Annotated in this window: 20 protein-coding genes and 1 pseudogene; 12 read left to right on the plus strand and 9 right to left on the minus strand. The window is 61.9% G+C overall.

Annotated elements, in window-relative coordinates:
- Nucleotides 1-6 precede the first annotated feature (6 nt).
- A complete protein-coding gene (locus IE079_RS00115) occupies nt 7-756 on the plus strand; it encodes a DnaJ domain-containing protein (protein WP_189571052.1) in 750 nt (249 codons plus the stop codon).
- A 12-nt stretch (nt 757-768) separates the two neighbouring features.
- On the opposite strand, the gene IE079_RS00120 is transcribed toward IE079_RS00115, so the two are convergent.
- Nucleotides 769-1,701 carry a DUF3530 family protein gene (locus IE079_RS00120; protein WP_189571054.1) on the minus strand — a complete coding sequence of 311 codons (933 nt, stop codon included), beginning with the start codon at nt 1,699-1,701 and terminating at the stop codon, nt 769-771.
- Between the two features lie 152 nt (nt 1,702-1,853).
- Between IE079_RS00120 and rpe the strand changes: the two genes are divergently transcribed.
- From rpe to trpC, 6 genes are all read left to right on the plus strand, one after another.
- Nucleotides 1,854-2,528 (plus strand): ribulose-phosphate 3-epimerase, encoded by a 675-nt coding sequence (rpe, locus tag IE079_RS00125; RefSeq protein ID WP_189571056.1) that lies wholly within the window; start codon nt 1,854-1,856, stop codon nt 2,526-2,528.
- 13 nt (nt 2,529-2,541) lie between these two features.
- Entirely contained in the window at nt 2,542-3,234 is a 693-nt protein-coding gene (locus tag IE079_RS00130) for a phosphoglycolate phosphatase (protein ID WP_189571058.1), read from the plus strand.
- A gap of 229 nt (nt 3,235-3,463) precedes the next feature.
- A complete protein-coding gene (gene trpE / locus IE079_RS00135; RefSeq protein WP_189571060.1) occupies nt 3,464-4,951 on the plus strand; it encodes an anthranilate synthase component I in 1,488 nt (495 codons plus the stop codon).
- 17 nt (nt 4,952-4,968) lie between these two features.
- On the plus strand, nt 4,969-5,547 hold the full coding sequence (locus tag IE079_RS00140) for an anthranilate synthase component II (RefSeq protein ID WP_189571062.1): 579 nt from the start codon (nt 4,969-4,971) through the stop codon (nt 5,545-5,547).
- A gap of 417 nt (nt 5,548-5,964) precedes the next feature.
- Nucleotides 5,965-6,996 carry an anthranilate phosphoribosyltransferase gene (gene trpD, locus IE079_RS00145; protein WP_189571064.1) on the plus strand — a complete coding sequence of 344 codons (1,032 nt, stop codon included), beginning with the start codon at nt 5,965-5,967 and terminating at the stop codon, nt 6,994-6,996.
- 12 nt (nt 6,997-7,008) lie between these two features.
- Nucleotides 7,009-7,821, plus strand: a complete 813-nt coding sequence (trpC, locus tag IE079_RS00150; RefSeq protein ID WP_189571067.1) for an indole-3-glycerol phosphate synthase TrpC — start codon at nt 7,009-7,011, stop codon at nt 7,819-7,821.
- A gap of 46 nt (nt 7,822-7,867) precedes the next feature.
- Here trpC and IE079_RS00155 read toward each other — a convergent pair whose 3' ends face one another.
- The 5 genes and pseudogenes from IE079_RS00155 to IE079_RS00175 all read right to left on the minus strand — a co-directional run.
- Complete coding sequence (locus tag IE079_RS00155; protein ID WP_189571070.1) at nt 7,868-8,476, minus strand: DUF4202 domain-containing protein; 609 nt, start codon at nt 8,474-8,476, stop codon at nt 7,868-7,870.
- Between the two features lie 60 nt (nt 8,477-8,536).
- The gene (locus tag IE079_RS00160; protein ID WP_189571073.1) at nt 8,537-9,151 is read right to left on the minus strand and encodes a glutathione S-transferase family protein; all 615 of its coding nucleotides are present in this window, start codon (nt 9,149-9,151) and stop codon (nt 8,537-8,539) included.
- Between the two features lie 61 nt (nt 9,152-9,212).
- Entirely contained in the window at nt 9,213-9,938 is a 726-nt protein-coding gene (locus tag IE079_RS00165; protein ID WP_189571076.1) for an alpha/beta fold hydrolase, read from the minus strand.
- A gap of 25 nt (nt 9,939-9,963) precedes the next feature.
- Entirely contained in the window at nt 9,964-11,055 is a 1,092-nt protein-coding gene (locus IE079_RS00170) for a M14 family zinc carboxypeptidase (protein WP_189571079.1), read from the minus strand.
- Between the two features lie 120 nt (nt 11,056-11,175).
- Nucleotides 11,176-12,171, minus strand: a pseudogene (locus tag IE079_RS00175) (tryptophan--tRNA ligase); the annotation flags it as partial.
- Between the two features lie 139 nt (nt 12,172-12,310).
- On the opposite strand from IE079_RS00175, the gene IE079_RS00180 reads away from it, so the two are divergent.
- Nucleotides 12,311-13,045, plus strand: a complete 735-nt coding sequence (locus IE079_RS00180) for a pseudouridine synthase (protein WP_189571085.1) — start codon at nt 12,311-12,313, stop codon at nt 13,043-13,045.
- A 41-nt stretch (nt 13,046-13,086) separates the two neighbouring features.
- The gene (locus IE079_RS00185; protein ID WP_189571088.1) at nt 13,087-13,827 is read left to right on the plus strand and encodes a glutathione S-transferase family protein; all 741 of its coding nucleotides are present in this window, start codon (nt 13,087-13,089) and stop codon (nt 13,825-13,827) included.
- Between the two features lie 26 nt (nt 13,828-13,853).
- Here the strand turns inward: IE079_RS00185 and IE079_RS00190 are convergent, their stop codons facing one another.
- Both IE079_RS00190 and crp read right to left on the minus strand, forming a co-directional pair.
- Nucleotides 13,854-14,792 carry an alpha/beta fold hydrolase gene (locus IE079_RS00190; RefSeq protein ID WP_189571091.1) on the minus strand — a complete coding sequence of 313 codons (939 nt, stop codon included), beginning with the start codon at nt 14,790-14,792 and terminating at the stop codon, nt 13,854-13,856.
- A gap of 94 nt (nt 14,793-14,886) precedes the next feature.
- Complete coding sequence (crp, locus tag IE079_RS00195) at nt 14,887-15,528, minus strand: cAMP-activated global transcriptional regulator CRP (RefSeq protein ID WP_092015555.1); 642 nt, start codon at nt 15,526-15,528, stop codon at nt 14,887-14,889.
- 287 nt (nt 15,529-15,815) lie between these two features.
- On the opposite strand from crp, the gene IE079_RS00200 reads away from it, so the two are divergent.
- The 3 genes from IE079_RS00200 (at nt 15,816) to IE079_RS00210 (ending at nt 18,276) form a co-directional block, all read left to right on the plus strand.
- A complete protein-coding gene (locus IE079_RS00200; RefSeq protein ID WP_189571094.1) occupies nt 15,816-16,235 on the plus strand; it encodes an OsmC family protein in 420 nt (139 codons plus the stop codon).
- Nucleotides 16,236-16,492: 257 nt separating this feature from the next.
- Complete coding sequence (gene speD / locus IE079_RS00205; RefSeq protein WP_189571097.1) at nt 16,493-17,284, plus strand: adenosylmethionine decarboxylase; 792 nt, start codon at nt 16,493-16,495, stop codon at nt 17,282-17,284.
- A 146-nt stretch (nt 17,285-17,430) separates the two neighbouring features.
- Entirely contained in the window at nt 17,431-18,276 is an 846-nt protein-coding gene (locus IE079_RS00210; RefSeq protein ID WP_189571100.1) for a pirin family protein, read from the plus strand.
- Here the strand turns inward: IE079_RS00210 and IE079_RS00215 are convergent, their stop codons facing one another.
- A complete protein-coding gene (locus tag IE079_RS00215; RefSeq protein WP_189571103.1) occupies nt 18,277-22,101 on the minus strand; it encodes a DUF1631 family protein in 3,825 nt (1,274 codons plus the stop codon). It lies immediately after the preceding gene.
- Nucleotides 22,102-22,347: the final 246 nt, after the last annotated feature.

Raw genomic sequence — 22,347 nt, forward strand, 5'->3', positions numbered from 1 at the left:
CACATCATGAGCGGAAGTGATCAGCAAAGCCTGCCAGCCCGGACCCGGGCAGACCTTGAAGAACTGCTGTCCGACTTTATTGCCAGCGGTCATCAGCCCACGAAAATGATTGCCCGCCACACCATGGGGCGTGGCGCCAGGCAGGCGCTGTTTTATTGCCTCGGATACATCGCCAAGGCGGATGGCCGGGTCACCGAGAGTGATATCCGGTACGCCGAAAACCTGATGAGCAGCCTGCGGCTGACACCCCGGGCCCGGCGCAAGGCCATCCGCCGTTTTCACCAGGGCCGGAACAGTGCCCAGCTGTCGCCGCTCAGGCTGATCTGGTTACGGTTGAACGCCCCCTGGCGCCAGCGCACCAACCTGCTGATCGGCCTGTGCCTGTGCCACGGCGCCCAGCTTCAGGGCACACCGGAACGCCCGCGACGATACCGCTGCGAGGACGCCTTCTGTCGTCTGGGACTTCCGCTGGCCGCGATGGACCGAATCTTCAGGGTTTACCGGAAAGATGTGTGGGTGGCCGAACCACCGCCGAAACCGGAAACCCTCCAGGATGCCTACCGCATTATCGGGATCAGCGCCTCGGTCAGCTTTACCGACATCAAACGTGCCTACCGTCGCGAAGTGTCCCGCTATCACCCCGACAAGCTGGGCGACAACCTGACCCCGGCCGAACAGGCCCGGGCCCGCGACCAGCTGCTACGACTGCAACAGGCCTGGGAAGTGGTCAAGCGGCGAGAGCGGGTGACCCGGTAGCAGCCAGGTTGGTCAGTCGGGCGACAGCCAGCCCAGCAACCGGTTGGCGATGATACCCGCATCCCGGCCCGCCGGCCGCTCCGGCACCGGCACTGCCTGTGCCTCATAGGACCTCACCCCGGAGCGCCGGAAAGCCGCCAGGCGTGCGGGTGGCGACGCCCCCCGCGAAGAATACAGGTCCAGAACAGGCACCCCCTGGCCGTCTTCTGCAGCCCCAACAATATCCGCCGGCGACTGGCCACCGAAATCGGCGGCTATCCAGGCCGCCCGCCGCACCGCGGCCGGCGCCTCCGGCAGGAACGCCCTGACGTCATCGGCACCGCGCCCGACGCCCACCAGAACCACCTGCTGGTACTCCCGCTCGGTGAACCAGGCCACGGCGGCAGCCAGCCGCCCGTCAAGCGCCTCGCGGTGGGCCTCCAGCAGATCCCTGGCGGCCTGATCGTTGACATCGATCATCACCGGCTCCACGGCCTCTGTGTCTTCCTCCCCGGAGGCGGGCTCACTGGCCCGACGCTCGCGGGCTATCTGGAGGGAAGGAGACGGCTGCTCCAGCCCCAGGGTCATGACCGCCCACCCCGCCTTGCTGAGCCGGGAGCGTAAGCCCTCGAGCAACCCGTCATTGGCCGACTGCCCCTCCCCGGCCAGGATCAACAGGGCGCCGGACGGTCGGGCGGTGGTTTCCCGCTCCACCAGCCCCAGCACCCTGGGTGCGTCTTCCGGCTCCAGCCACACCGCCAGATGTGGGTATTGCTGAGCCAGCGCACCGGAGTCCGCCGCCGAGCGTATAAACACCCGCTGTACCGGGGCATCGACCGGTGTTTCTGCCTCGCCCGCTGCCGCGGCTTCATCGTCCGCCACCTGATCCTGGGCTGCTGCCAGTGGGCAGACCGTCAGCAACAAGGCAGCCAGAATGGCGCCGGTCCGGTGAAGAGCTGCACTCACTGTCTTTTCCGCTGTCGCCACGGACAATCCCCGCTCAGAACTGGTAGAATCACACGCTTCCGGAATGGGCTTCCCGAGCCCCTGCCAGGGATCCTAACACAGGGAGCTCCGCGCCTCTTTCACGCTGAACACAGCCGTATGACGAGACCATCATGAAACAGCCTGAACTGATCGCACCCTCCATCCTGTCCGCCGATTTCGCCCGCCTGGGCGAGGAAGTCGACAACGTACTGGCCGCTGGTGCCGACATTGTCCACTTCGATGTCATGGACAATCACTATGTGCCCAACCTCACCATTGGCCCCATGGTCTGTGAAGCCCTGCGCAAGCATGGCGTGACCGCGCCCATCGACGTGCACCTGATGGTCTCCCCGGTGGACGACCTGATCAGCATGTTCAGCGATGCCGGCGCCAGCTACATTACCTTCCATCCGGAAGCGTCGAATCATATAGACCGTTCGCTGCAGCTGATCCGCGATGGCGGGTGCAAGGCCGGGCTGGTGTTCAACCCCGCCACTCCGCTGAGCTACCTGGACTATGTCATGGACAAGGTGGACATGATCCTGCTGATGTCGGTGAACCCCGGTTTCGGCGGCCAGACGTTCATTCCCGGCACCCTCGACAAGCTACGGGAAGCCCGCAGGCGCATTGATGACAGCGGGCTTGATATCCGCCTGGAAATCGATGGCGGGGTAAAGACCGACAACATCCGCGAGATCGCCGCAGCCGGTGCCGACACCTTCGTGGCAGGCTCCGCCATCTTCAAAACCGACGACTACAAGGCAACCATCGACGCCATGCGCGCCGAGATTGCCAAAGCGGGATAACCGGACAACTATCGTGGACGAACCCAGGCGCAACTTTACTTCTCTCTGGCCCGGCGTGGCGCTGTTCGACCTGGACGGCACACTGGTCGACAGCGCGCCGGATCTGGCCGCCGCCGTGGACCAGATGCTGGAGTCCCTGGGCAGACCGCCTGCGGGGCCGGACAGGGTTCGCCAGTGGGTAGGCAACGGTGCCCAGGTGCTGGTTCGTCGTGCACTCACCGGGCAAGTGGAATGGGAAAGCGCCGCCCCACTGGACGAGGTGCTGTTCAACGACGCCAGCAGCCGGTTCTACCAGTCCTACGAAAGCCTGAACGGCAGCCATTCCACGGTCTTCGACGGCGTCGAAGCCTGCCTGCAAAGGCTCTTCGAGAACGGCTGCCGCATGGCGGTGGTTACCAACAAGCCGGAACGATTTGTGCGCCCACTGCTGGAATCCATGGGCCTGGAGCACTGGTTCGAAACCATCGTCGGTGGCGACACCCTGCCGGTAAAAAAGCCTGATGCCGAACCACTGCTGACGGCCATGCAGAAACTGGATGGCAACCCCGGCACCACGGTGATGATCGGCGACTCCGCCGCCGACGCCACGGCCGCCCGGAATGCTGGCCTGCCGTCGGTATTGGTGCGCTACGGGTACAACTACGGTTCGTCGGTGGACGAACTGGGAGCGGACGTGGTTGTTGATTCGCTGACGGAGCTTTTGTAACCTCACAGGATCAATTTCAACGTGAACCTTTCACATCGGGGGATTCCTGCCGTGCAGGGACTGAATCTGACTGCATCGCGCGGTGTACTGACCACCCGCGCAACACGATGGTGGCGATGGCGGACCGGCTGACAGCCCGGCGACGCAACCAACCCGCGCGCCACAATAACAATGCTGCCGACAGGGGTAACCCCGGCGGCAAACGCAGATCAGATTTCAGGAAGATGTCATGACACCCGAGCAATTCGACCGGCTGGCCGAGGCCGGCTTCAACCGCATTCCCGTCTACCGCGAGGTTCTGGCGGATCTCGATACGCCCCTGAGCACCTACCTCAAGCTCGCCAGCGGCCCCTATTCCTACCTGTTTGAATCTGTTCAGGGCGGTGAAAAGTGGGGCCGTTACTCCATCATCGGCCTGCCCAGCCGCGAAATCCTGAAGGTGTATGGCGAGAAAATCTCCATCACCCGTGACGGCCAGGTGATCGAGGAAACCGAACGCGACGATCCCCTCACCTTCGTCGAGGAATACCAGGCCCGCTTCAACGCCCCGGACCTGGACGAGCTGCCCCGCTTCAACGGCGGCCTGGTGGGCTACTTTGGTTACGACACCGTGCGCTACATCGAGAAGCGCCTGCGCGACACCTGCCCGCCGGACCAGATCGGCACGCCGGATGTCCTGCTGATGGTGTCCGATGAAATCGTGGTGTTCGACAACCTGCGGGGCAAACTGCACCTGATCGTGCACGTGGACCCGTCGACGGAAGGCGCCTACGAACAGGCCATGGCCCGCATCGGCGAACTGGAAGGCCGCCTGCACCGGCAGACCGCCGACGCCCTGCGCACCCCGGAGCACCTGCGCGGCAAGACCGTGGACGAGAGCGACTTCGTCTCCGGCTTCAGCCAGGACCGCTACGAGGAAGCCGTGGACCGCATCAAGGGTTACGTACTGGACGGCGACGTGATGCAGACGGTGATATCCCAGCGCATGTCGATCCCTTTCGAGGCGCCACCGCTGAACCTCTACCGCTCGCTGCGTGTGCTCAACCCGTCGCCGTACATGTATTTCCTGGATCTGGATGATTTCCATATCGTCGGCTCGTCACCGGAAATCCTGGCCCGGGTGGAAGACGATGAGGTCACCGTGCGCCCCATCGCCGGCACCCGCAAACGCGGCGCCACCGAGGCCGAGGACAAGGCGCTGGAAAAGGAGCTGCTGGCCGATCCCAAGGAAATTGCCGAGCATCTGATGCTCATCGACCTGGGTCGCAATGACGCCGGCCGGGTGTCGGAGACCGGCACGGTGAAGCTCACTGACAAGATGATCGTGGAGCGCTACTCCCACGTGATGCACATTGTTTCCAACGTGACCGGCCGCCTGAAGGAAAACACCTCCTGCCTTGACGTACTGCGGGCCACCCTGCCCGCCGGCACCCTGAGCGGCGCGCCAAAGATCCGCGCCATGGAGATCATCGACGAGCTGGAACCGGTAAAACGCGGCGTCTACGGTGGTGCGGTGGGTTACCTGTCGTTCAACGGCAATATGGATACCGCCATTGCCATCCGCACGGCGGTGATCAAGGACCAGACCCTGCACATACAGGCCGGGGCCGGCATCGTAGCGGATTCGGTGCCACGCCAGGAGTGGAAGGAAACCATGAACAAGGGCCGGGCGATTTTCCGGGCCGTTGCCATGACCTACAACGATTTCGACCACTGAGGCGGAGGAGAACCAACATGCTGTTAATGATCGATAACTACGACTCCTTCACCTACAACGTGGTGCAGTATCTGGCAGAGTTGGGGGCGGACGTTCACGTCCACCGCAACGACGAGATCACGATTGAGGAAATCGAGGCCCTGAAGCCCGAGCGCCTGGTTATCTCGCCGGGGCCCTGCACGCCCAACGAGGCGGGTATTTCCATGGAGGCGATCCGCCATTTTGCCGGCAAGTTGCCGATCCTGGGCGTTTGTCTCGGGCATCAGGCTATCGGGCAGGTATACGGTGGCAACGTGATCCGTGCGGGTCGGGTGATGCATGGCAAGGTGTCGCCTGTGTACCACTCGGATTCGGGGGTGTTCAGGGGGCTGAACAATCCGGTGCAAGCGACCCGCTACCACAGTCTGGTCATTGAGAAGGAAAGCCTGCCGGACTGTCTGGAAGTGACTGCCTGGACCCGCAACGACGACGGTTCCATGGAGGAAATCATGGGGGTCCGGCACAAGACATTGCCTATCGAGGGGGTGCAGTTCCATCCTGAGTCTATTATGACTGAGGAAGGGCATGAGTTACTTCGCAACTTTTTGCGGTACTGAACGCCTTTAAGATTAGTGCCTGAGATAAGGACCGGCCGGGGAGCAGTATCGCTTTCCCAGACACGCCCCGCAAGTACGTCCCTGTAGGGCTCGACGGCAGCCATCCCTGGCTGCCGACGGTCTGGGAAAGCAATCCCCCACCCCGGCCTCTGTGCGATCCTCCAAGGAGTGCCCTGGTCGAAAAGCTTGACCACACTCCAGGATCAAGGATTGAGTTATCACCGTTGCTCGTCGGACGGTGGGTGGAGGGGGTATTTTTGTAGCAGCGCCAGGGATGGCGCGGAGCAAGGCGGGTTGCCAGGGACGGCCCCTGAATTGCGGCGGAGAAAATACCCCCTCCACCTACCGGCCAGGCACCCAAGCCAGAACCCGAATTCTTACAGAACCAAAGCATCCAAAACGAGAGGCCCACCAAACATGGACATGAAAGAAGCCCTGAACCGAATCGCCTCCAACCTGGACCTGAGCCGGGAAGAAATGAAAGAGGTCATGCGCATCGTCATGAACGGTGAGGCCACCGATGCCCAGGTTGGCGCCTTCCTGATGGGCCTGCGGATCAAGAGCGAAACCATCGACGAAATTACCGGCGCCACAGAAGTCATGCGAGAGCTGGCAATGAACGTGACGATCAGCGCCGAACCGCTGGTGGACATAGTCGGCACCGGCGGCGACGGATCCAACCTGTTCAACGTCTCGTCCGCATCCGCCTTCGTGGTGGCTGCCGCCGGGGGCTTCGTCGCCAAACACGGCAACCGCGCCGTGTCATCCAAGAGTGGCTCGGCGGACCTGCTGGAAAAAGCCGGCGTCAACCTCGACCTGACCCCGGAACACGTCGCACGCTGCGTGGAACAGATCGGTGTCGGCTTCATGTTTGCACCCGCCCATCACGGTGCCATGAAACACGCCATCGGGCCCCGCAAGGAACTGGGCTGCCGCACCATTTTCAATATCCTTGGTCCCATGACCAACCCCGCCGGCGTCAAACGTCAGCTGCTCGGCGTATTCACCCCGGCGCTGTGCCGCCCCATGGCCGAAGTGCTGCAAAAGCTGGGCAGCGAGCACATCATGGTGGTGTGTTCGAAAGACGGGCTTGATGAAATCAGCCTGGCCAGCCCCACCTACGTGGCCGAACTGAAAGACGGCAAGATTACCGAGTACGAGATTACCCCAGAGGACCTGGGCATCAAGAGCCAGTCGCTGATGGGACTGAGCGTGGACACCTCCGAGGACTCCCTCAACCTGATACGCGCCGCCTTTGGCCGGGGCCACGATGAAATGGCCGAAAAGGCCCGCGACATCATCGCCCTCAATGCCGGCGCCGCCATCTACGTGGCCGGGCTTGCCACAACACCGACAATGGGCGTGGATATGGCCCTGGACGCCATGGGCAGCGGCCTGGCCGCCGGCAAGATGTCCGAACTGGCTGACTTCTCCCACTGTTTTGACTGAGCAAGCATAACGATGACTGACCGACATAATGATCGCACCCCCACGATCCTCCGCAAGATCGTGGACCGGAAGTGGGAAGAGATCGACGAACGCAAGCGTAGCCTGCCCCTGGCCGACCTCCGGGCCATGGCCGGCGACCAGCCCGAGGCCCGGGGCTTTGCCCGCGCCATGGGCGAACGTATCGGGTCAGGGAAGCCGGCAGTGATCGCCGAGATCAAGAAAGCGTCTCCCAGCAAGGGCATCCTGCGGGATCCCTTCAGCCCGCCAGCCATTGCCGAAAGCTACGAAAAAGGCGGCGCCACCTGCCTGTCGATACTCACCGACCGGGACTTCTTCCAGGGCCATGAGGATTACCTGAAAGAAGGCCGCGCGGCCTGCAGCCTGCCAGTCATCCGCAAGGACTTCATGGTGGCGCCCTATCAGGTCTACGAAAGTCGGGCCATCGGCGCCGATTGCATCCTGCTGATCGCCGCCTGCCTGACCCGGGGTCAGATGCAGGAGCTGGAGGGCATTGCCCACGAGATCGGCCTGGACGTGCTGGTGGAAGTGCACAATGGCGAGGAAATGGACGATGCCCTGACGCTGACAACACCCCTGGTGGGCATCAACAACCGCAACCTGCACACCTTCGAGGTGTCCCTGGACACCACGTTCGACCTGCACCAGCGTATTCCTGACGATCGCCTGACGATTACCGAAAGCGGTATTGTGACGCGGGAGGATGTGGAGGCCATGACGGGCCAGGGCATCTACGGGTTTCTGGTAGGCGAGTCCTTCATGCGGGCACCGGAGCCCGGGGAAAAGCTGCAGGAACTGTTCGGGTAGGAAACCGGGGGCAGCCTGGCGGCTGCCCCCGATCAGGTAACGGGTATCACTGCGGCTCTGCCAGGGCTTCCTGCAACAGGGCCTGCAGATGATCAGGCATGGTACCCGCCAGTTGCAGCGCGGCCTCATGGCCCCGGGGGGACATCTTGCCCCAGGTGCGGCGCACGATTCGCAGCCACTTGTCCTTGTCGTAGTCGGTCTTCTCGTAGAAATCCGCGAAATAGCGCTCCAGGAACACCATGCAGGCCACGTCTTCCAGTAACTGCGTGTCCGGATCATTGCGCAGTTCACGCTTGGTGAGGATGGTGGCCACCTTCTGGCATTCTTCGTCCGGGTAGCCACAGCCCGCCATGATCTCGGCGGCACGCTCACCATGGAACTTGCCACAGTCCTGGCGCCACTGGTAATAGCCCTTACGGCCCTCGGGGTAGTCTGCCCGTGGCCGGGTCCAGCGTTCGATGTGCTGGGCGCGGCAGGCGATCTGCATGCGGTCCGAGGGTGCCGCCTCCAGGGCGTACAGCCAGCGGGTCATATGCAGGCTGTAGGCGTACTCCCGGGGTAATGACTGGCCATCCACCCGTTCCACATTGGGGTCCTGGCAGTTGGCCTCATCAATGGTATCCAGTGCACATCCGAGTTGTTGCTCGTTGCTCATGGTCCGATCTGTCCTTCTATACCTTCGCCGACGGGCGCTTATACTTTGACCGGCAGGCGCTTATGCCTTGGCCGAGGGACGTGCTTTCATGCGATCGTACCAGGCCTGCAGGTTCTTCTGCTCAGGGGTAATGCGGATATCGACCACCTTGGCAAAATCCACCGTGCAAAAGGCCGTGATATCGGCGGCAGTCACGTCGTCGCCATGGATAAACTCGCGCCCTTCCAGGTGCTGGTCCAGGAACCCGAAGAACGACTCGGTCTGGCGCCCGGCCTCCTCTCCCCATTCCTTGATCGGATTCATGCGATCCTTGAAATAGCCACTGGTATGCTGGAAACACATGCCGGTGGGCATGAAGAAATAGTAGTCCAGCCACCGCTGCCACTGCTCTAGCTGGGCCTTTTCCAGCGGTGTGGTCCCCATCAGTGGCTTCTCAGGATACAGCTCCTCGAAGTACCGGCAGATGGCCATGGTTTCCGCCACGCAGTTGCCGTCATCCAGCTGCATGACCGGCACTTTTTTCATGGGATTCATGGCCTGGAATTCCGGCGTCAGGTTCTCGCCCTTGGGCAGGTCCACCTGAACGAATTCCACCTTGTCGAGCAGGCCTTTCTCGGCCAGGAACATACGGACACGGCGGGGATTGGGGGCGGTCTTGGTCTCGAAGATTTTCATTGTTGTACACCTTGATCGGAATCATCAGAGGACAACAGACTGGCGCGCAAACGGGGTTGCGTCAAGCAACTGTGCGGAACTGTTCGAGCACCCAGTCCGGCGCGTCAAGTGGCAGGTCGTGACCGGCATCCGGATGGATGCGCAGCGGCCAGTGCCATCGTTGTCCCAGGGCACGGCTGCAATGCCAGTGAACAATGCGATCGCCTGCGCTGGCAAGCAGCAGCCCATTGACCGCGGGAGCTGCAGCATGAGGCCGGTAGGTAGCCGCCGCCCGCATCTGGGCCAGGGCGGTTCGCCGGGTCACCGGTCGCTGGCGCTGGACAACCAGCCAGTTTGTTTCCAGCGCCTGGCCAACCGGGCGGTTGGAGGTCAGTTGCAGGATGCCCCGCTCCCGCTCCTCCACATTCCGGCGTAACGCCATGCCCAGTGCCTCGCCGAAGGCCGCGGGGCGCATACGGCGCCAGGGAGGGCTGAGCCCGCTGCTGGTATTGATCAGTACCAGGTTGGCCACCCGGGCAGGGTCCGCCTGGGCCCAGTCCAGGGCCACCATGCCGCCCATGGAGAGACCAAGCAGCCCCACGGGTCCCGGTATGTGGGCGGCATAGTCCTGCACACACTGGCGTATACCGGCAATGGTCGATGGGGAGGGATCCTTCAGATGAGTGCCAGTTCCGGGCAGGTCAAGGCAATGAAAGCGGTGGCCAGGGAACCGCAGGCTCAGCTGCCGGGGAAAGTCGCCCCAATGGCCCTGTTCCCGCGTGAGCCCTCGCAACAGTATCCAGTTCATTGTGCCGGCGCCGGGGTCGGGTCCATCATGCTTCCCGGTACCAGTGCATGATGGCGGCTTCACGCAGCATGCGAGCCTGGTCACCGGCGGGTAGCCAGTTCTCGTGACTGACGGCGGCGTGTATCAGGAAGTCGATCAACAACAGATGCGTACGCAGTACCCGCTGGTGCCTGTGGGGTGCCAGTGGATTGAAGAAGCCATCAAGGCGGAACAGCTGCCGGGGTCGTTTCCTGAGCCAGCGCCAGGAGCCCATCTCCAGGGTGAGAGGCAGGAAGGCACCCTTGCCGCGCTTGTTCACCTGCTTGTAGAAATAGTCCCACAGGTCGCCATGGGTCAGATAGTGGGCGGACTGGGGCTCGAAGACGTAATGGTGGTTGGGATAGGCCTGCTCCCAGAGCAGCTTCAGGGCCATCATCGAATCAATCCGGCGCATGGGGCGGCGGCGATAGGCGTAGGGAAACCAGATCTGGTCCTGCCAGCCGAAGCCGGAGTGGCAGTCCAGGGCCAGGCTGAAACGACTGTTGGGCAACAACTCGTCGATCACCGACTTCAGCGCCTCGTTCTCCGGCTCCATGCCCTGCTCCCCCGTGTACCAGGGCAGCCTCGGCGATAACCGCTGCCCGCCCAACAGGAAGGCACTGTCCCCCTGGGCCATGATCGGGGCATTGCGCATCAGGTCGACGCCGGCGGGGTTGGCCCGCTGGTTCAGGAACATACCGCCGGGGTTCATGATCGGCAGCGCCACAATGCGGACTTTCTGCAACAGATCGTTGAGCTGATCGTCCCAGCGCAACCGGGAAATCAGGCTGGCCAGCCAGGCAATGACCACCTGGGCGCCGATGCGCTCCAGACCGTGTACACCGCCCACCAGCAGTACAACCGGAGCATCACTGGCTCTGGAACCAATATCCGTGCGATAGATGGGCACTGACATACCCTTGACGGGAATCCGGGTAAGCACCCGGCTCTGCACCGATTCAGGCGCCTCCGCCAGCAACCGTTCAAGCTGGACCAGCTCGGGGATGAAGGTACGCAACCGGCGGCGCTGGCCGCTGTCACGGCCGGCCTGCTCTGCCGCTATGGAAAGGTGGGGGGTAATGCTCTTGAGTTCGGCCATGCTGAAGTCCGTCGCTGTCGCAGAGCTCCAGCGTGACCGATGTTTACGACAGTTTTATGAAGGCCCGGGGAGGCGACGGGTCAAAAGCGCACCCGTAGAATCCTAGCCCGCAATAGGACCAATACCCACCCTGCGGCGTACGTCACCCATCAGCGGCGTGGCATAGTCACGGGCCTTCTCGGCGCCCTGCTGCAGGATACGGTCGAGCTGGGCGGGGTCGTCCATCAGGGTGTTGTACTCCTCCCGCATCGGGGCCAGCTCCTCGTTCAGGAACTCGAACAGGCGCTTCTTCATCTCGCCCCAGGCAATGCCGTTAGCGTATTCCCGGCGCATGTCCTCGATCTGTGCCGGTGTGGCGAAGGCCGAGTAGATATCGAACAGGGCCGAGTCGTCCGGGTCTTTGGGTTCCCCCGGTTCCAGCAGGTTGGTCTTGATCTTGTTGATCAGCTTGCGGAACTTCTTCTCGCCTTCAAACAGCGGAATGGTGTTGTTGTAGCTCTTGGACATCTTGCGCCCGTCGAGCCCCGGCAGCACCATGCCGGATTCCTCGATGACCGCTTCCGGCAGGGTAAAGGTGTCGCCGAACAGGTAGTTGAAGCGCTGGGCGATGTCCCGGGCCATTTCGATGTGCTGGGTCTGGTCGCGGCCCACCGGGATCTTTTCGCCATTGAACATGAGGATATCCGCCGCCATCAGGATGGGGTAGCAGAACAGCCCCATGGTAATACCGCGGTCCGGGTCGGCACCTTCGGTCTCCTCGTTTTCCTGCACCGCCGCCTTGTAGGCGTGGGCCCGGTTCATCAGCCCCTTGGCGGTAACCGTGGTCAGCACCCAGCTGAGTTCGGTAATTTCCGGCACGTCGGTCTGACGGTAGAAGGTGACCCGGTCCGGGTCCAGACCACAGGCCAGCCAGGTGGCGGCAATGGCGCGCACGGATTCCTGTACCCGGGCCGGCTCCTGGCACTTGATCAGGGCGTGGTAGTCCGCCAGGAACAGAAAGGACTCGGTGTCCGCGTTCTGGCTGGCCTGAATCGCCGGACGAATGGCACCGGCGTAGTTGCCCAGATGCGGAATGCCTGTGGTGGTGATACCCGTCAGTACTCGTGTCTTGCTCATGGTGATTACATCGTTCCGGGAAGAGGTCAGGAAGAAAGCAGAACCATACCCAAACCAGCGCCAGCCGGCAAACAGAACCATAGGCGGCGGTGCCGCGAGCCGGTATCATGCCCGCTACATTTGTGATGCCGGCTCGCCCATGCTCCAGGAAACCCTGCCACTGATCTACCGGGACCAGCACCTTGTGGTGGTAGACAAGCCCGCCAACCTGCTGGTGCACCCCAGCGAGATCGACCGCCGGGAGACCCGTTCCGCGATGATGATCCTTCGGGATCAGCTGGAGCAGTGGGTCTATCCCGTGCACCGCCTGGACCGCCCCACCTCGGGCCTGCTGGTGTTCGCCCTGAACCGGGATATCGCCCGCGCTCTGGCCACCGCCTTCGAAGAGCGGCGGGTACGCAAGGATTATCTGGCCGTCGTCCGGGGCCACCCACCCCTGGGCGGCATCATCCGGCATGCCCTGACGCTCAAGGATGATCGCCAGTCCCGCCGTACCATTGCCGGCGAAGCCCAGGAAGCCCTTACCCTTTACCACAGGCTGGCCCGGGTCACCGTGGACTGGCCGGTGGACGGTCGTTACCCCACCAGCCGCTACGCTCTGCTCCGCTGCCGGCCTGCCACAGGTCGACGCCACCAGCTGAGGCGGCACCTGAAGCACATCAGCCATCCGATTATTGGCGACAGTACCTATGGCAAGGGGCCCCACAACCGGGCCTTTGCCGACTCATTCGGTGACAGCCGGCTCTACCTCCATGCCAGCGGACTGAGCATGCCTCACCCGGCCAGTGGGCAACAAATGCACCTGCAGGCGCCGGTGCCTGAGGCTTTCCAACAGGTCTTCGATCATTTCGGCTGGCCCGCAATGACCTGCTAAGATTCACACATTCCGACCTATCGCCAGGAGTAACCCGGATCATGGCCATTCAGCTCTACCAGTTCGCTATCTCCCATTACTCGGAAAAGGTACGTTGGGCGCTGGATTACAAGGGTATCGCCTACAAGCCGGAATTCCTGCTTCCGGGCATGCACGCCAGAACGGTTCGTGGTCTTACCGGCCAGAAGATCACCTCGGTGCCGGTCCTGGTGGACAACGGTCACGCCGTGCAGGGGTCAGCAGCGATTCTGGACCACCTGGATGCCGCTTTCCCGGAAAAACCGCTGCTGCCGGAGGAGCCCAATGCCCAGGCGTCTGCCCTGGCCTGGGAAAAGCGACTGGACGATGAGGCCGGTCCGGCGGTGCGCACCTTCGCCTACCATAACCTGCTGCAACGCCCGAAGATTGTGGCGCCGCTGCTGGCGGCGAAGACACCCTTCTGGAACCAGTATCTGCTGCGGCTCGGATTCAGCCGCGTGGACGAGATCATACGGGAAACCATGGCCATCAATCAGAAGACCGCAGACCGTGCCCGGGAGACGATAGAGAAGCTGCTGGAAGAAATCGGGGAAGTCTACCGCAATGGCCGGTTTCTGGCGGGTGACCAATTCAGCCGGGCGGATCTGACCGCTGGGGCCCTGTTTGCCCCTTTGTTCATGCCACCGCAGTACCCGGTGCCCTGGCCGAAACCGGACCGGCTTCCCGGTGACCTCAAGACGTGGACCCGGGACAACGACAAGCTACTGGCCCCGGTGGCGAAGATTTACAAAGAAAACCGCTGAGGTAACAGTGGCGACTCCTCGCGCCTTCACTGCCCGGGGTGCTGTTGCAGGAACTCATGCCAGAGATTCGCGGATTTTTCCGGCACTTCCAGCATGGGAACATGCCCGACGCCGTCCAGTAGCTCCACCCTGGAGGTTTCGATGCCATCGGCGAACACAGCGGCGTTCTCCGGTGCCAGCACCCGGTCTTCCTTCCCCCAGACGATCAGTGCAGGGGCCTCTATGGACGACAGCACATTTTCCAGGGAGACCATCTCACCGGACGACAGGATAGCGTTGAAGATCTTCCTGTTCACATTCTGACGGGCCATGGCCTTGTCTTCCATCACGGAGGGCACCGGCCATGGCGTGAAGGGGCGTTTTTCCAGCACGAAGTCCATCAGGCGGTCCATATCGCCGGGCTCTTCAACAACCAGTGGATTTTCACCCCGGGCCAGTGCTTCATCCAGCTGTGATGGAAAGCGATCCGATCCCGCCGGATCATACAGGGCAATCGTGCGGACACGGTCCGGGTAGCGACTGGCGAAGTAAACGGTGATGCCGCCCCCCATGGAATTGCCGGCCATATCCACCTGGTCCACACCGAGCCTGTCGAGAAAGGCCTCCAGCATGGCCGCCTGGGCTTCAATCGTGTAGTCCTCCGACGAGCCGATACTGCTGTCACCATGGCCAACCAGGTCCGGGATCAGCAGACGGTAGTTCTCCGGCAGGTACGGGGCCATACGCACCCAGTTATCCTTGTTGCCGCCAAAGCCATGAACCATCAGCAGGGTACGATCGGGGTTCTGTACCTCATTGCCCAGATAGGCGATGGAATGTTCGCCGACCTCGACTTCATGCGACTCAAGCCCTCCCTGGCCGCGCTCATAATCGATAATCCAGCGATACATATCATGGCGGGAACATCCGGCCAGCAATATGGCGAACAGAACCACTACCGGCCATCCCGGATGGACCTTCTTCATAGTTTCCTCTGATTCCGGCCAGACTGGCACTGGCATCATGGCAACCCGGGTCCACAGGCGTATGCACTCGGACAATGACCTGGCCGGATGGATTCTAGCGCGTACCGTAAACCACCATGGTTTTGCCTTTTACCTGCACCAGCCCCTGCTCTTCCAGGGTTTTCAGGACACGGCCAACCATTTCACGGGAACACCCGACAATGCGACCGATCTCCTGGCGAGTAATCTTGATCTGCATGCCGTCGGGGTGCGTCATGGCATCCGGCTCCTTGCAAAGATCAAGCAGGGTGCGGGCCACGCGACCGGTAACATCCAGGAAGGCCAGATCGCCCACCTTGCGTGTGGTCTGGCGCAGACGCGTTGCCATCTGCTCACCGATGAAGTAAAGCACACGGGGATCCTGCTGGGCAATTTCCCGGAACTTGGTGTAGCTGATCTCAGCCACTTCGCATTCCGTTTTCGCCTTCACCCAGGCACTGCGGGAATCCATGTTGTCGAACAGCCCCATCTCGCCGAAGAAGTCGCCGGCATTCAGGTAGGCCATGATCATTTCGCGACCGTCTTCATCCTCGATGATAACGGTAACGGAACCTTTGACAATAAAGAAAAGGGAGTCGCTCTTGTCACCGGCATAAATAATGGTGCTCTTGGCCGGGTAACGACGACGGTGACATTGGGACAGGAAATAGTCCAGATGCTTGGTTTTCTGCTCAACGGGCCGGACGATAGTAGCCATGGTAAGTGTCGTGCCTCCTCAACTGTCGCCATCCGTGGACGTTTTTTTCATGAGTGACCTGCTTTCCCGCAGGCATTTGTTTTTTGGCGGGACCTTACAGGGGCTTCCCGCCCGCATACCGGTGTCAGGTATGTCGCTTTTTTAGACGAAACGATACTACGACTCACGATCTTAAGCCGTGCCTGCAAAATCGTCCATAACGCAACTCTCAATAGAGACCCATGTCACAGCTTTTTACCACTCTATGATAGGATTCTGCACCCTAATCTATACAACGGGAAAGAATCATGAAAGCAACCATAGACTGGACCGGCAAGGCCAGCTTCCGGGCCACCAGTGGCAGCGGTCATCAGGTACAGATGGACGGCCCTCCCGATCACGGCGGTGAGGACGGTGGTCCCCGGCCCATGGAAATGCTGTTGATGGGACTGGGCGGCTGTTCATCCTTTGACGTCATGAGCATTCTGCAGAAGAGCCGGCAGGATGTCACGGCATGCCATGCGGAGCTGGAAGCGGAACGGGCCGATGCCGTACCCGCGGTATTCACGAAGATCCACCTGCACTTCGTAATTACCGGCCACAACCTGAAAGAGAACATGGTGAAGCGGGCGGTCAGCCTGTCCGCGGAGAAATACTGCTCTGCCTCCATCATGCTGGAACAGGCCGGTGTGGAGATCACCCACAGCCACGAGATCCTCGAGGGCTGAATGCACCACAGCCTCCGGGAAGGCGGGGCCGGACCGGTTTCCCGCTGCCGGCCAAACCGAACGGGCAGCCGTGCTAAAATGTGCGGCAAAACCTCTATTCAATTGACAGGGCGGTGTGCATAATACGCACCCTTCTCCGCCGGTCTGCGCAAAAGGTATACAGCCAGCTAGTCGGTGGCTGTCTCGTCAGACCGGACCATCCGTGACCCGTGGACGTGTCTGCAATAACTCATCTCCATTATCCGGAGGAGCTGAACATGGAACCGAAACTCCAGCTGCACGGCTTCAACAACCTGACCAAATCCCTGAGCTTCAATATCTACGATATCTGTTACGCGCAGACCGAAGAGCAGCGGAAAGCCTATATCGATTACATCGACGAGATGTACAACGCCGAGCGGCTGACCCAGATTCTGACGGATGTGGTGAAGATCATTGGCGCCAATGTTCTCAATATCGCCCGCCAGGACTACGAGCCCCATGGCGCCTCCGTCACCATGCTGATTGCCGAGCATGAGCTGACCGATGGTGAGGCGGACAATGAAGAGTCTCCGGGTCCGCTGCCGGACACCATCGTGGCGCACCTGGACAAGAGCCATGTGACCGTGCACACCTATCCGGAAAGCCACCCCTACGAGGGCATCAGCACTTTCCGGGCCGATATCGACGTATCCACCTGTGGCCTGATTTCACCCCTGAAGGTCCTCAACTACCTAATCCACAGCTTCGACTCGGACGTGGTGACGGTGGACTACCGGGTGCGCGGGTTCACCCGTGACGTGGACGGCACCAAGCACTACATCGACCACGATATCAATTCGATCCAGAACTACCTCACCGAGGATACCCGCAACGCGTACCAGATGATCGACGTCAACGTGTATCAGGAAAACCTGTTCCACACCAAGATGATGCTCAAGAACTTCAATCTGGACAACTATGTGTTCGGGGTCAATGCCCGGGATCTGGGCGAAGAGGAAGCCAGCTCCATCGAGCAGCGCCTGAAACGGGAAATGCTGGAGATTTTTTATTCCCGCAACGTGGAATAACCCCCTCGCCGGCCCAGGGACGGGCGGTCGGACGTGCCATCAGCTCGTTCAGTTTTCCTGAACGGTGCCGCCGGAATTTTCCGGTTTCTTCCTGCCTTCCATCGTTCTTTAATAGAGGTCTCATCCATAAGACGGCGGAGGCCACCATGACTGACCGTGCCATCAAACGCGTAATCCCCTCCATGGAGACATCGGACGGCGCCGGTGTACGCATCCGCCGCTCCCTGGGCCAGACCCAGCGGGTTCGCCTCGACCCCTTCCTGATGCTGGACGAATTCGGATCTGACCAGCCGCAGGATTATCTGGCGGGCTTTCCGTCCCATCCTCACCGTGGCTTCGAGACGGTCACCTATATGATCGAAGGACACATGCTGCACGAGGACCACCTGGGCAACCGGGGAGACCTGCGCAATGGCGGCGTGCAGTGGATGACCGCCGGGCGCGGCATTATCCATTCAGAGATGCCCCAGCAGGAAGAAGGCATGATGCGGGGCTTCCAGCTCTGGCTGAACCTGCCGGCGGCGGAAAAGATGAAGCAGGCCGGCTATCGCGACATCCAGCCGGAGGACATTCCCGCCATCAACGCCGACGGGGCGGTGGTCAGGCTGATTGCCGGCACCATCGGGCTGGACGGGCAGGTCCACCATGGCGCGGTGACCGGCGGCACCACCGAGCCCCTGTACGCGGACATTCACTTGTCGCCGGGCGGCACAGTCACCCTGCCGGTGGCCGGGCACCTGAATGCCTTCGTCTATCTTTACGAGGGAACCGCCGGCATTGGCGGGCAGGACGTTCAGTCCAGTGCCGTCACGGTTCTGGACGAGGGCGATCAGCTGACGCTCAACGCCGGCCCGGAAGGAGCGCAGCTACTGTTGATTGCCGGACGCCCGCTGGGCGAGCCGGTGGTGCAATACGGCCCATTCGTAATGAACAGCCGGGAGCAGATCGAGCAGACCCTGCAGGATTACCAGGCAGGCAAACTGACAGCCTGATCAGGGCGCGCCCAGGCTTTCCAGCAGCCTGGGCTTTTCGATCACATAGCCCTGACCGTAGTCCACACCCAGCTTGCGCAGCATATCCAGCACTTCCCGGCTTTCGATGTGGGTGGCCATGACTTCGCGGTTCAGGTAGTGGGCCATTTCCACCATGGAGCGCACCATGGCCTGGTCGGTTTCGCTGTTGCTGATCTGGCCGACGAAAGCACCGTCGAGCTTGATCATATCCACTGGCAGGCTGCGCATGTACTGGTAGGAGGTAGGCCCGGCGCCGAAGTTACCCAGGCAGAAACGGCAGCCCAGTTCCTGCATCTCGCCGATGAACTCGGCCACCGAGTCAACGTCCCGTATCGCCGCCGCTTCGGTGATTTCGAACCACAGCCGTTCGATGGGGGCATCCTTTTCGCTCAGCTTGCTGTAGATGAACTCCAGCAGACTTTCATCGTTCAGGGAGTAACCAGACAGGTTGATGCAGTACCCTGGCTGGCTCTCGTTACCTGCTACCCCTGGGCGTTCGCTGTTATCCCGCAACCAGTCCAGCATATAGCCGACCACCCAGCGATCCACGGACTGCATCCGGTTGTAGCGCTCGGCCATGCGCACGAAATCCGCCGCCGTAATCAGGTTGCCCTGATCATCGTACATGCTGATCAGCACTTCGAACTGGGTGCCCAGGCGGGCGTGCTTGTGCAGCGGAATGATCTTCTGGCAGCGCAACAGCATGCGCTCCTCGTCGAGATCGCCGAGGGTTGCGACCTTGGCGGCGATCTGCTCCTGCTGGTCGTAGTGCTCCTGGTCCAGATGGTAGACCACATACTTGCCGGGTCCCCGGGCCCTGGCGACCTTGCAGGCCTCTTCCGTGGCCCTCAGCCAACGCTCGGCAGTAGTCAGGGCCGGCAGCTGGGGGGCCAGGCCGGCGCTGGCGGACAGCCGGTAACGACGCCCCTTCCAGTTCAGGTCCAGGGCTTCCACGGCGCGGATAATAGCTAGCACCGTGCTGCCGGCATCCTCCGATGGCAACAGGAAACCGAATTCATCGCCACCCAGGCGAGCCAGGGGCATGCCATCGCCCACCTGGCTGGTCAGTATGCCCGCTACCCGGCGCAGGGCTTCATCCCCCGCGGCACGCCCGGCGGTATCATTCAACAAGCGGAACTGGCTCAGGTCCAGCCTGACCAGGGTGCGCTCGTCCTCGTGGCGGCTCAGTTGCTGCTCCAGCACCCGCTCGAACTCCCGCCGCTCCAGCAGGCCGGTCAGCTCATCGTGGGTCGAGGCCCACGACAGCTGGTCGTAGACCTTACGCACCATGCGGTCGAGACTCTCGTCCACCAGTGGCCTCTCGTACTGGGAATCCGGCACGATGATGCCTTTCTGCATGCGATCCGCCAGCTCCGTCAGGTCCAGTTCCACCACCCGCATACCCTGATGGTTGACGAACACAAAACGGTTGAAGCCGCGGGCTATCCACACCAGCCGCACGTACTGGGGCTGGTCGGGGTTGGTCTGGTCCTTCAGCCAGTCGCCGGTACGCAGCCTCTGGGCCCGGGCAATCCAGCGCTGAAGGCGCTTCTGCAGACGCTCATGCTGCTTGCGGGCCACGTCCTCCTCTGGCTCGGCCCGGGGCATGGTCACCCGCTCCACCGGCTTCTCCGGCTGACGCACCAGGAACTGCTTGAGCTCCTCGCGGACCTGGGTCGCCGGCAGATGATTGCTGGAAATGGACCCCAGCCCATCCTGAATCAGCCTCAGCAGCTCCGACAGGTTGATCTCGGTATCCGGGTCATCGGCGAAGGTCATCAGGGTGTCGATCACGGACAGGTAGTCCTGCCACAGTTGGCTGTCCGGGCCCTGGCGGATCCAGGTCAGTGACAGCAGGTCACGCCAGCCAGCGTTGAGCAGACTGATAATCGCCCGGGGGACCTCCCGGCCGCCCAGTCGCTCATCCAGGGCACGACTGACCGCCGCCTTGGACTCGGCCACTTTCTGGGCACCCTCGGCGGCGGCGGTCACCCGCTCCACGTTACGGCGGTAGATCAGGTTCTGGCGGTCAATGAGGGTATCCAGTTCCTCCATGGCGCCATCGAACATCCGGGTATCCTGCTCGAACTCGCTGGCAATACGGCCAATCAGGTCATCCACCCGCCGCTGCACCACGGGATTACTGCGACTGCCACGGGCGCCCAATTGGGCCAGGCGGTTCATCACCCCGCGGACCGGGCTTTCAATGTCATCGAAAAAGGCCGGATCCCGCAGCACCACTTTCAGTACGGGCACTTCCAGCTGGCGCATCTGGCGCCGGGTGTGGTCGGAAATTTTCGGGCTTTCCACCACGCTGCGGAAGAAGCGATCCACCACATCGAGGGTAGCCTGCTGCTCCTCGTCAAGACTGTTATCCCCGGAGGTTTTTACCTGCTCGATGACCCGGTCCCGCAGCGGAGTCTCTTCATTGTCCGCGACCGGCGCCTGCTGCAGCGACTGCAACTCCTTGTGGAACTCCCCCTGGGATAGCGGGCGGGCCCCTTCGGTAAACGGTACTGGCTGTTCTGTGGCAATGCCCGCTGTCTTCAGGGTGCCGATCAGGTTGCGTACGGTAGCAAAGGCCGAGCGGGCCAGCGTCATCTGCTCCTGGAAACCCTGGCTGCGGGCATCGGAGGGGCTGGTCGCAGGGGGCCCGGCAGTTGCCGGGCCCCCGCCTCGGGCATCTGTCGGGCGCGATGGTGCGTCGGTCTGATCCGGTTGTCCGGCCTTGTCCTGTGCGGTCGCCGGGGCTTTCGCCGGAGGCTCCTTCCGGGCCGGCTTCTCCGGACTGGCGGATTCGGTGCGGGATTTGCGTTCACTCAGGTAGCGGCTCAGGTCCAGGTCGGGCAGGATGCCGTGGCGAATGAGGATCTGGTTGAGCTCTTCGTAGAGCGGACCGATCTTCTGCAGCACCTGGGTCTCGAAGGTCCTGAGGCAGACCTTTTCCACCGCCCGACCGGCGCGCAGACTTTCCAGACCACTATAAAAGGCCTCACAGACCAGCGATGGCCCCAACGGATTCTGATGCCCGGTGGCATTGGTCACCCCCAGCCGGTCCAGGCGCATGCGCAACTGCAGCAGTTCCGCCCGATACTGGGTATCGGCCTTGGTCACCATTACCTTGATGGCCAGCCAGTCCTCGAACTCCCCCTTGTCCACCAGTGACAGACTGGCCGTGTTCTGGTTGTCCCGGGCCGGCTTCAGGGGGGAATCCAGGGAGCGGGACATCAACAGCCAGACGGAGCGCTGCCGGCTTTCCACCTGGGCGGCCGCATCCATGTACTCATTGGCCTGCTGGTCGTTCGAGGCCTTCAGCGCTGTCTGACGGAGGTTGTCGGCCATGGCTCCGAAGCAGTCGGTCATCAACGGCTCAATGCGCTGGGACACCGCCCTGGCACACTGACGCAGAACAAACTGGACCCGTTCGCTGGGCGGCTTCAGGGCCGAACGTTCCTGGGCCTCGCCATCAGCGCTGCACTGGCTGAGCATGGCGTCCACTGCCTGGGGGCTGGAGCGGGTGAACTCGACACCCATGGCGCCATCAATCAGGCGCACCGGCCGAGCCTTGAGCTGGTGACGGTCACGGCCATCTTCTGTACGGAAGAAGATGCCCAGGTCCTGGCCCGGATGATTCTGCAGATAACCACGGATTTTTTCGGAAGTGTCGCCGGAATAGCGAACGAAGAGACCTTCGGCGCAAAAGTCTGCGATCTGACAGGGCCATACCCCTGACTCTCCCAGATCCACCTGGGCGGCCAGTTTGATGGGGCGGCGGGGACTGGAGCGTCGTTCCTTCGGATCCATTAACTACCTGATCGATCATATAGCCCGACGTCCGGTCGGGGACGGCGGGGCGATTCCCTTTCAAGCGAGCGTCCCGCTGGTACCCGCAACGCCCCGCAAAAAACGGACCGGCGAAGCACCACAAGACGACCTGTACCCGGCAGTATAGCCGCGATGCGCCGTAATACACTGTCAGCAAGAGTGAAAGCTGGCACAAAGGACGCCCCGGCGGTCGGGACACTCGCTTAATATGACTACGTTGGCGAC

It is taken from the genome of Marinobacter zhanjiangensis, assembly GCF_014651935.1.
In the GTDB taxonomy this organism is placed as follows: domain Bacteria; phylum Pseudomonadota; class Gammaproteobacteria; order Pseudomonadales; family Oleiphilaceae; genus Marinobacter; species Marinobacter zhanjiangensis.

What these genes read in the sequence shown, in the direction of transcription:
- IE079_RS00115 (WP_189571052.1), top strand. Translation starts at nt 7, where the DNA reads ATGAGCGGAAGTGATCAGCAAAGCCTGCCAGCCCGGACCCGGGCAGAC.
- rpe (WP_189571056.1), top strand. Translation starts at nt 1,854, where the DNA reads ATGAAACAGCCTGAACTGATCGCACCCTCCATCCTGTCCGCCGATTTC.
- trpE (WP_189571060.1), top strand. Translation starts at nt 3,464, where the DNA reads ATGACACCCGAGCAATTCGACCGGCTGGCCGAGGCCGGCTTCAACCGC.
- IE079_RS00140 (WP_189571062.1), top strand. Translation starts at nt 4,969, where the DNA reads ATGCTGTTAATGATCGATAACTACGACTCCTTCACCTACAACGTGGTG.
- trpD (WP_189571064.1), top strand. Translation starts at nt 5,965, where the DNA reads ATGGACATGAAAGAAGCCCTGAACCGAATCGCCTCCAACCTGGACCTG.
- trpC (WP_189571067.1), top strand. Translation starts at nt 7,009, where the DNA reads ATGACTGACCGACATAATGATCGCACCCCCACGATCCTCCGCAAGATC.
- IE079_RS00155 (WP_189571070.1), bottom strand. Translation starts at nt 8,476, where the DNA reads ATGAGCAACGAGCAACAACTCGGATGTGCACTGGATACCATTGATGAG.
- IE079_RS00160 (WP_189571073.1), bottom strand. Translation starts at nt 9,151, where the DNA reads ATGAAAATCTTCGAGACCAAGACCGCCCCCAATCCCCGCCGTGTCCGT.
- IE079_RS00165 (WP_189571076.1), bottom strand. Translation starts at nt 9,938, where the DNA reads ATGAACTGGATACTGTTGCGAGGGCTCACGCGGGAACAGGGCCATTGG.
- IE079_RS00170 (WP_189571079.1), bottom strand. Translation starts at nt 11,055, where the DNA reads ATGGCCGAACTCAAGAGCATTACCCCCCACCTTTCCATAGCGGCAGAG.
- IE079_RS00180 (WP_189571085.1), top strand. Translation starts at nt 12,311, where the DNA reads ATGCTCCAGGAAACCCTGCCACTGATCTACCGGGACCAGCACCTTGTG.
- IE079_RS00185 (WP_189571088.1), top strand. Translation starts at nt 13,087, where the DNA reads ATGGCCATTCAGCTCTACCAGTTCGCTATCTCCCATTACTCGGAAAAG.
- IE079_RS00190 (WP_189571091.1), bottom strand. Translation starts at nt 14,792, where the DNA reads ATGAAGAAGGTCCATCCGGGATGGCCGGTAGTGGTTCTGTTCGCCATA.
- crp (WP_092015555.1), bottom strand. Translation starts at nt 15,528, where the DNA reads ATGGCTACTATCGTCCGGCCCGTTGAGCAGAAAACCAAGCATCTGGAC.
- IE079_RS00200 (WP_189571094.1), top strand. Translation starts at nt 15,816, where the DNA reads ATGAAAGCAACCATAGACTGGACCGGCAAGGCCAGCTTCCGGGCCACC.
- speD (WP_189571097.1), top strand. Translation starts at nt 16,493, where the DNA reads ATGGAACCGAAACTCCAGCTGCACGGCTTCAACAACCTGACCAAATCC.
- IE079_RS00210 (WP_189571100.1), top strand. Translation starts at nt 17,431, where the DNA reads ATGACTGACCGTGCCATCAAACGCGTAATCCCCTCCATGGAGACATCG.
- IE079_RS00215 (WP_189571103.1), bottom strand. Translation starts at nt 22,101, where the DNA reads ATGGATCCGAAGGAACGACGCTCCAGTCCCCGCCGCCCCATCAAACTG.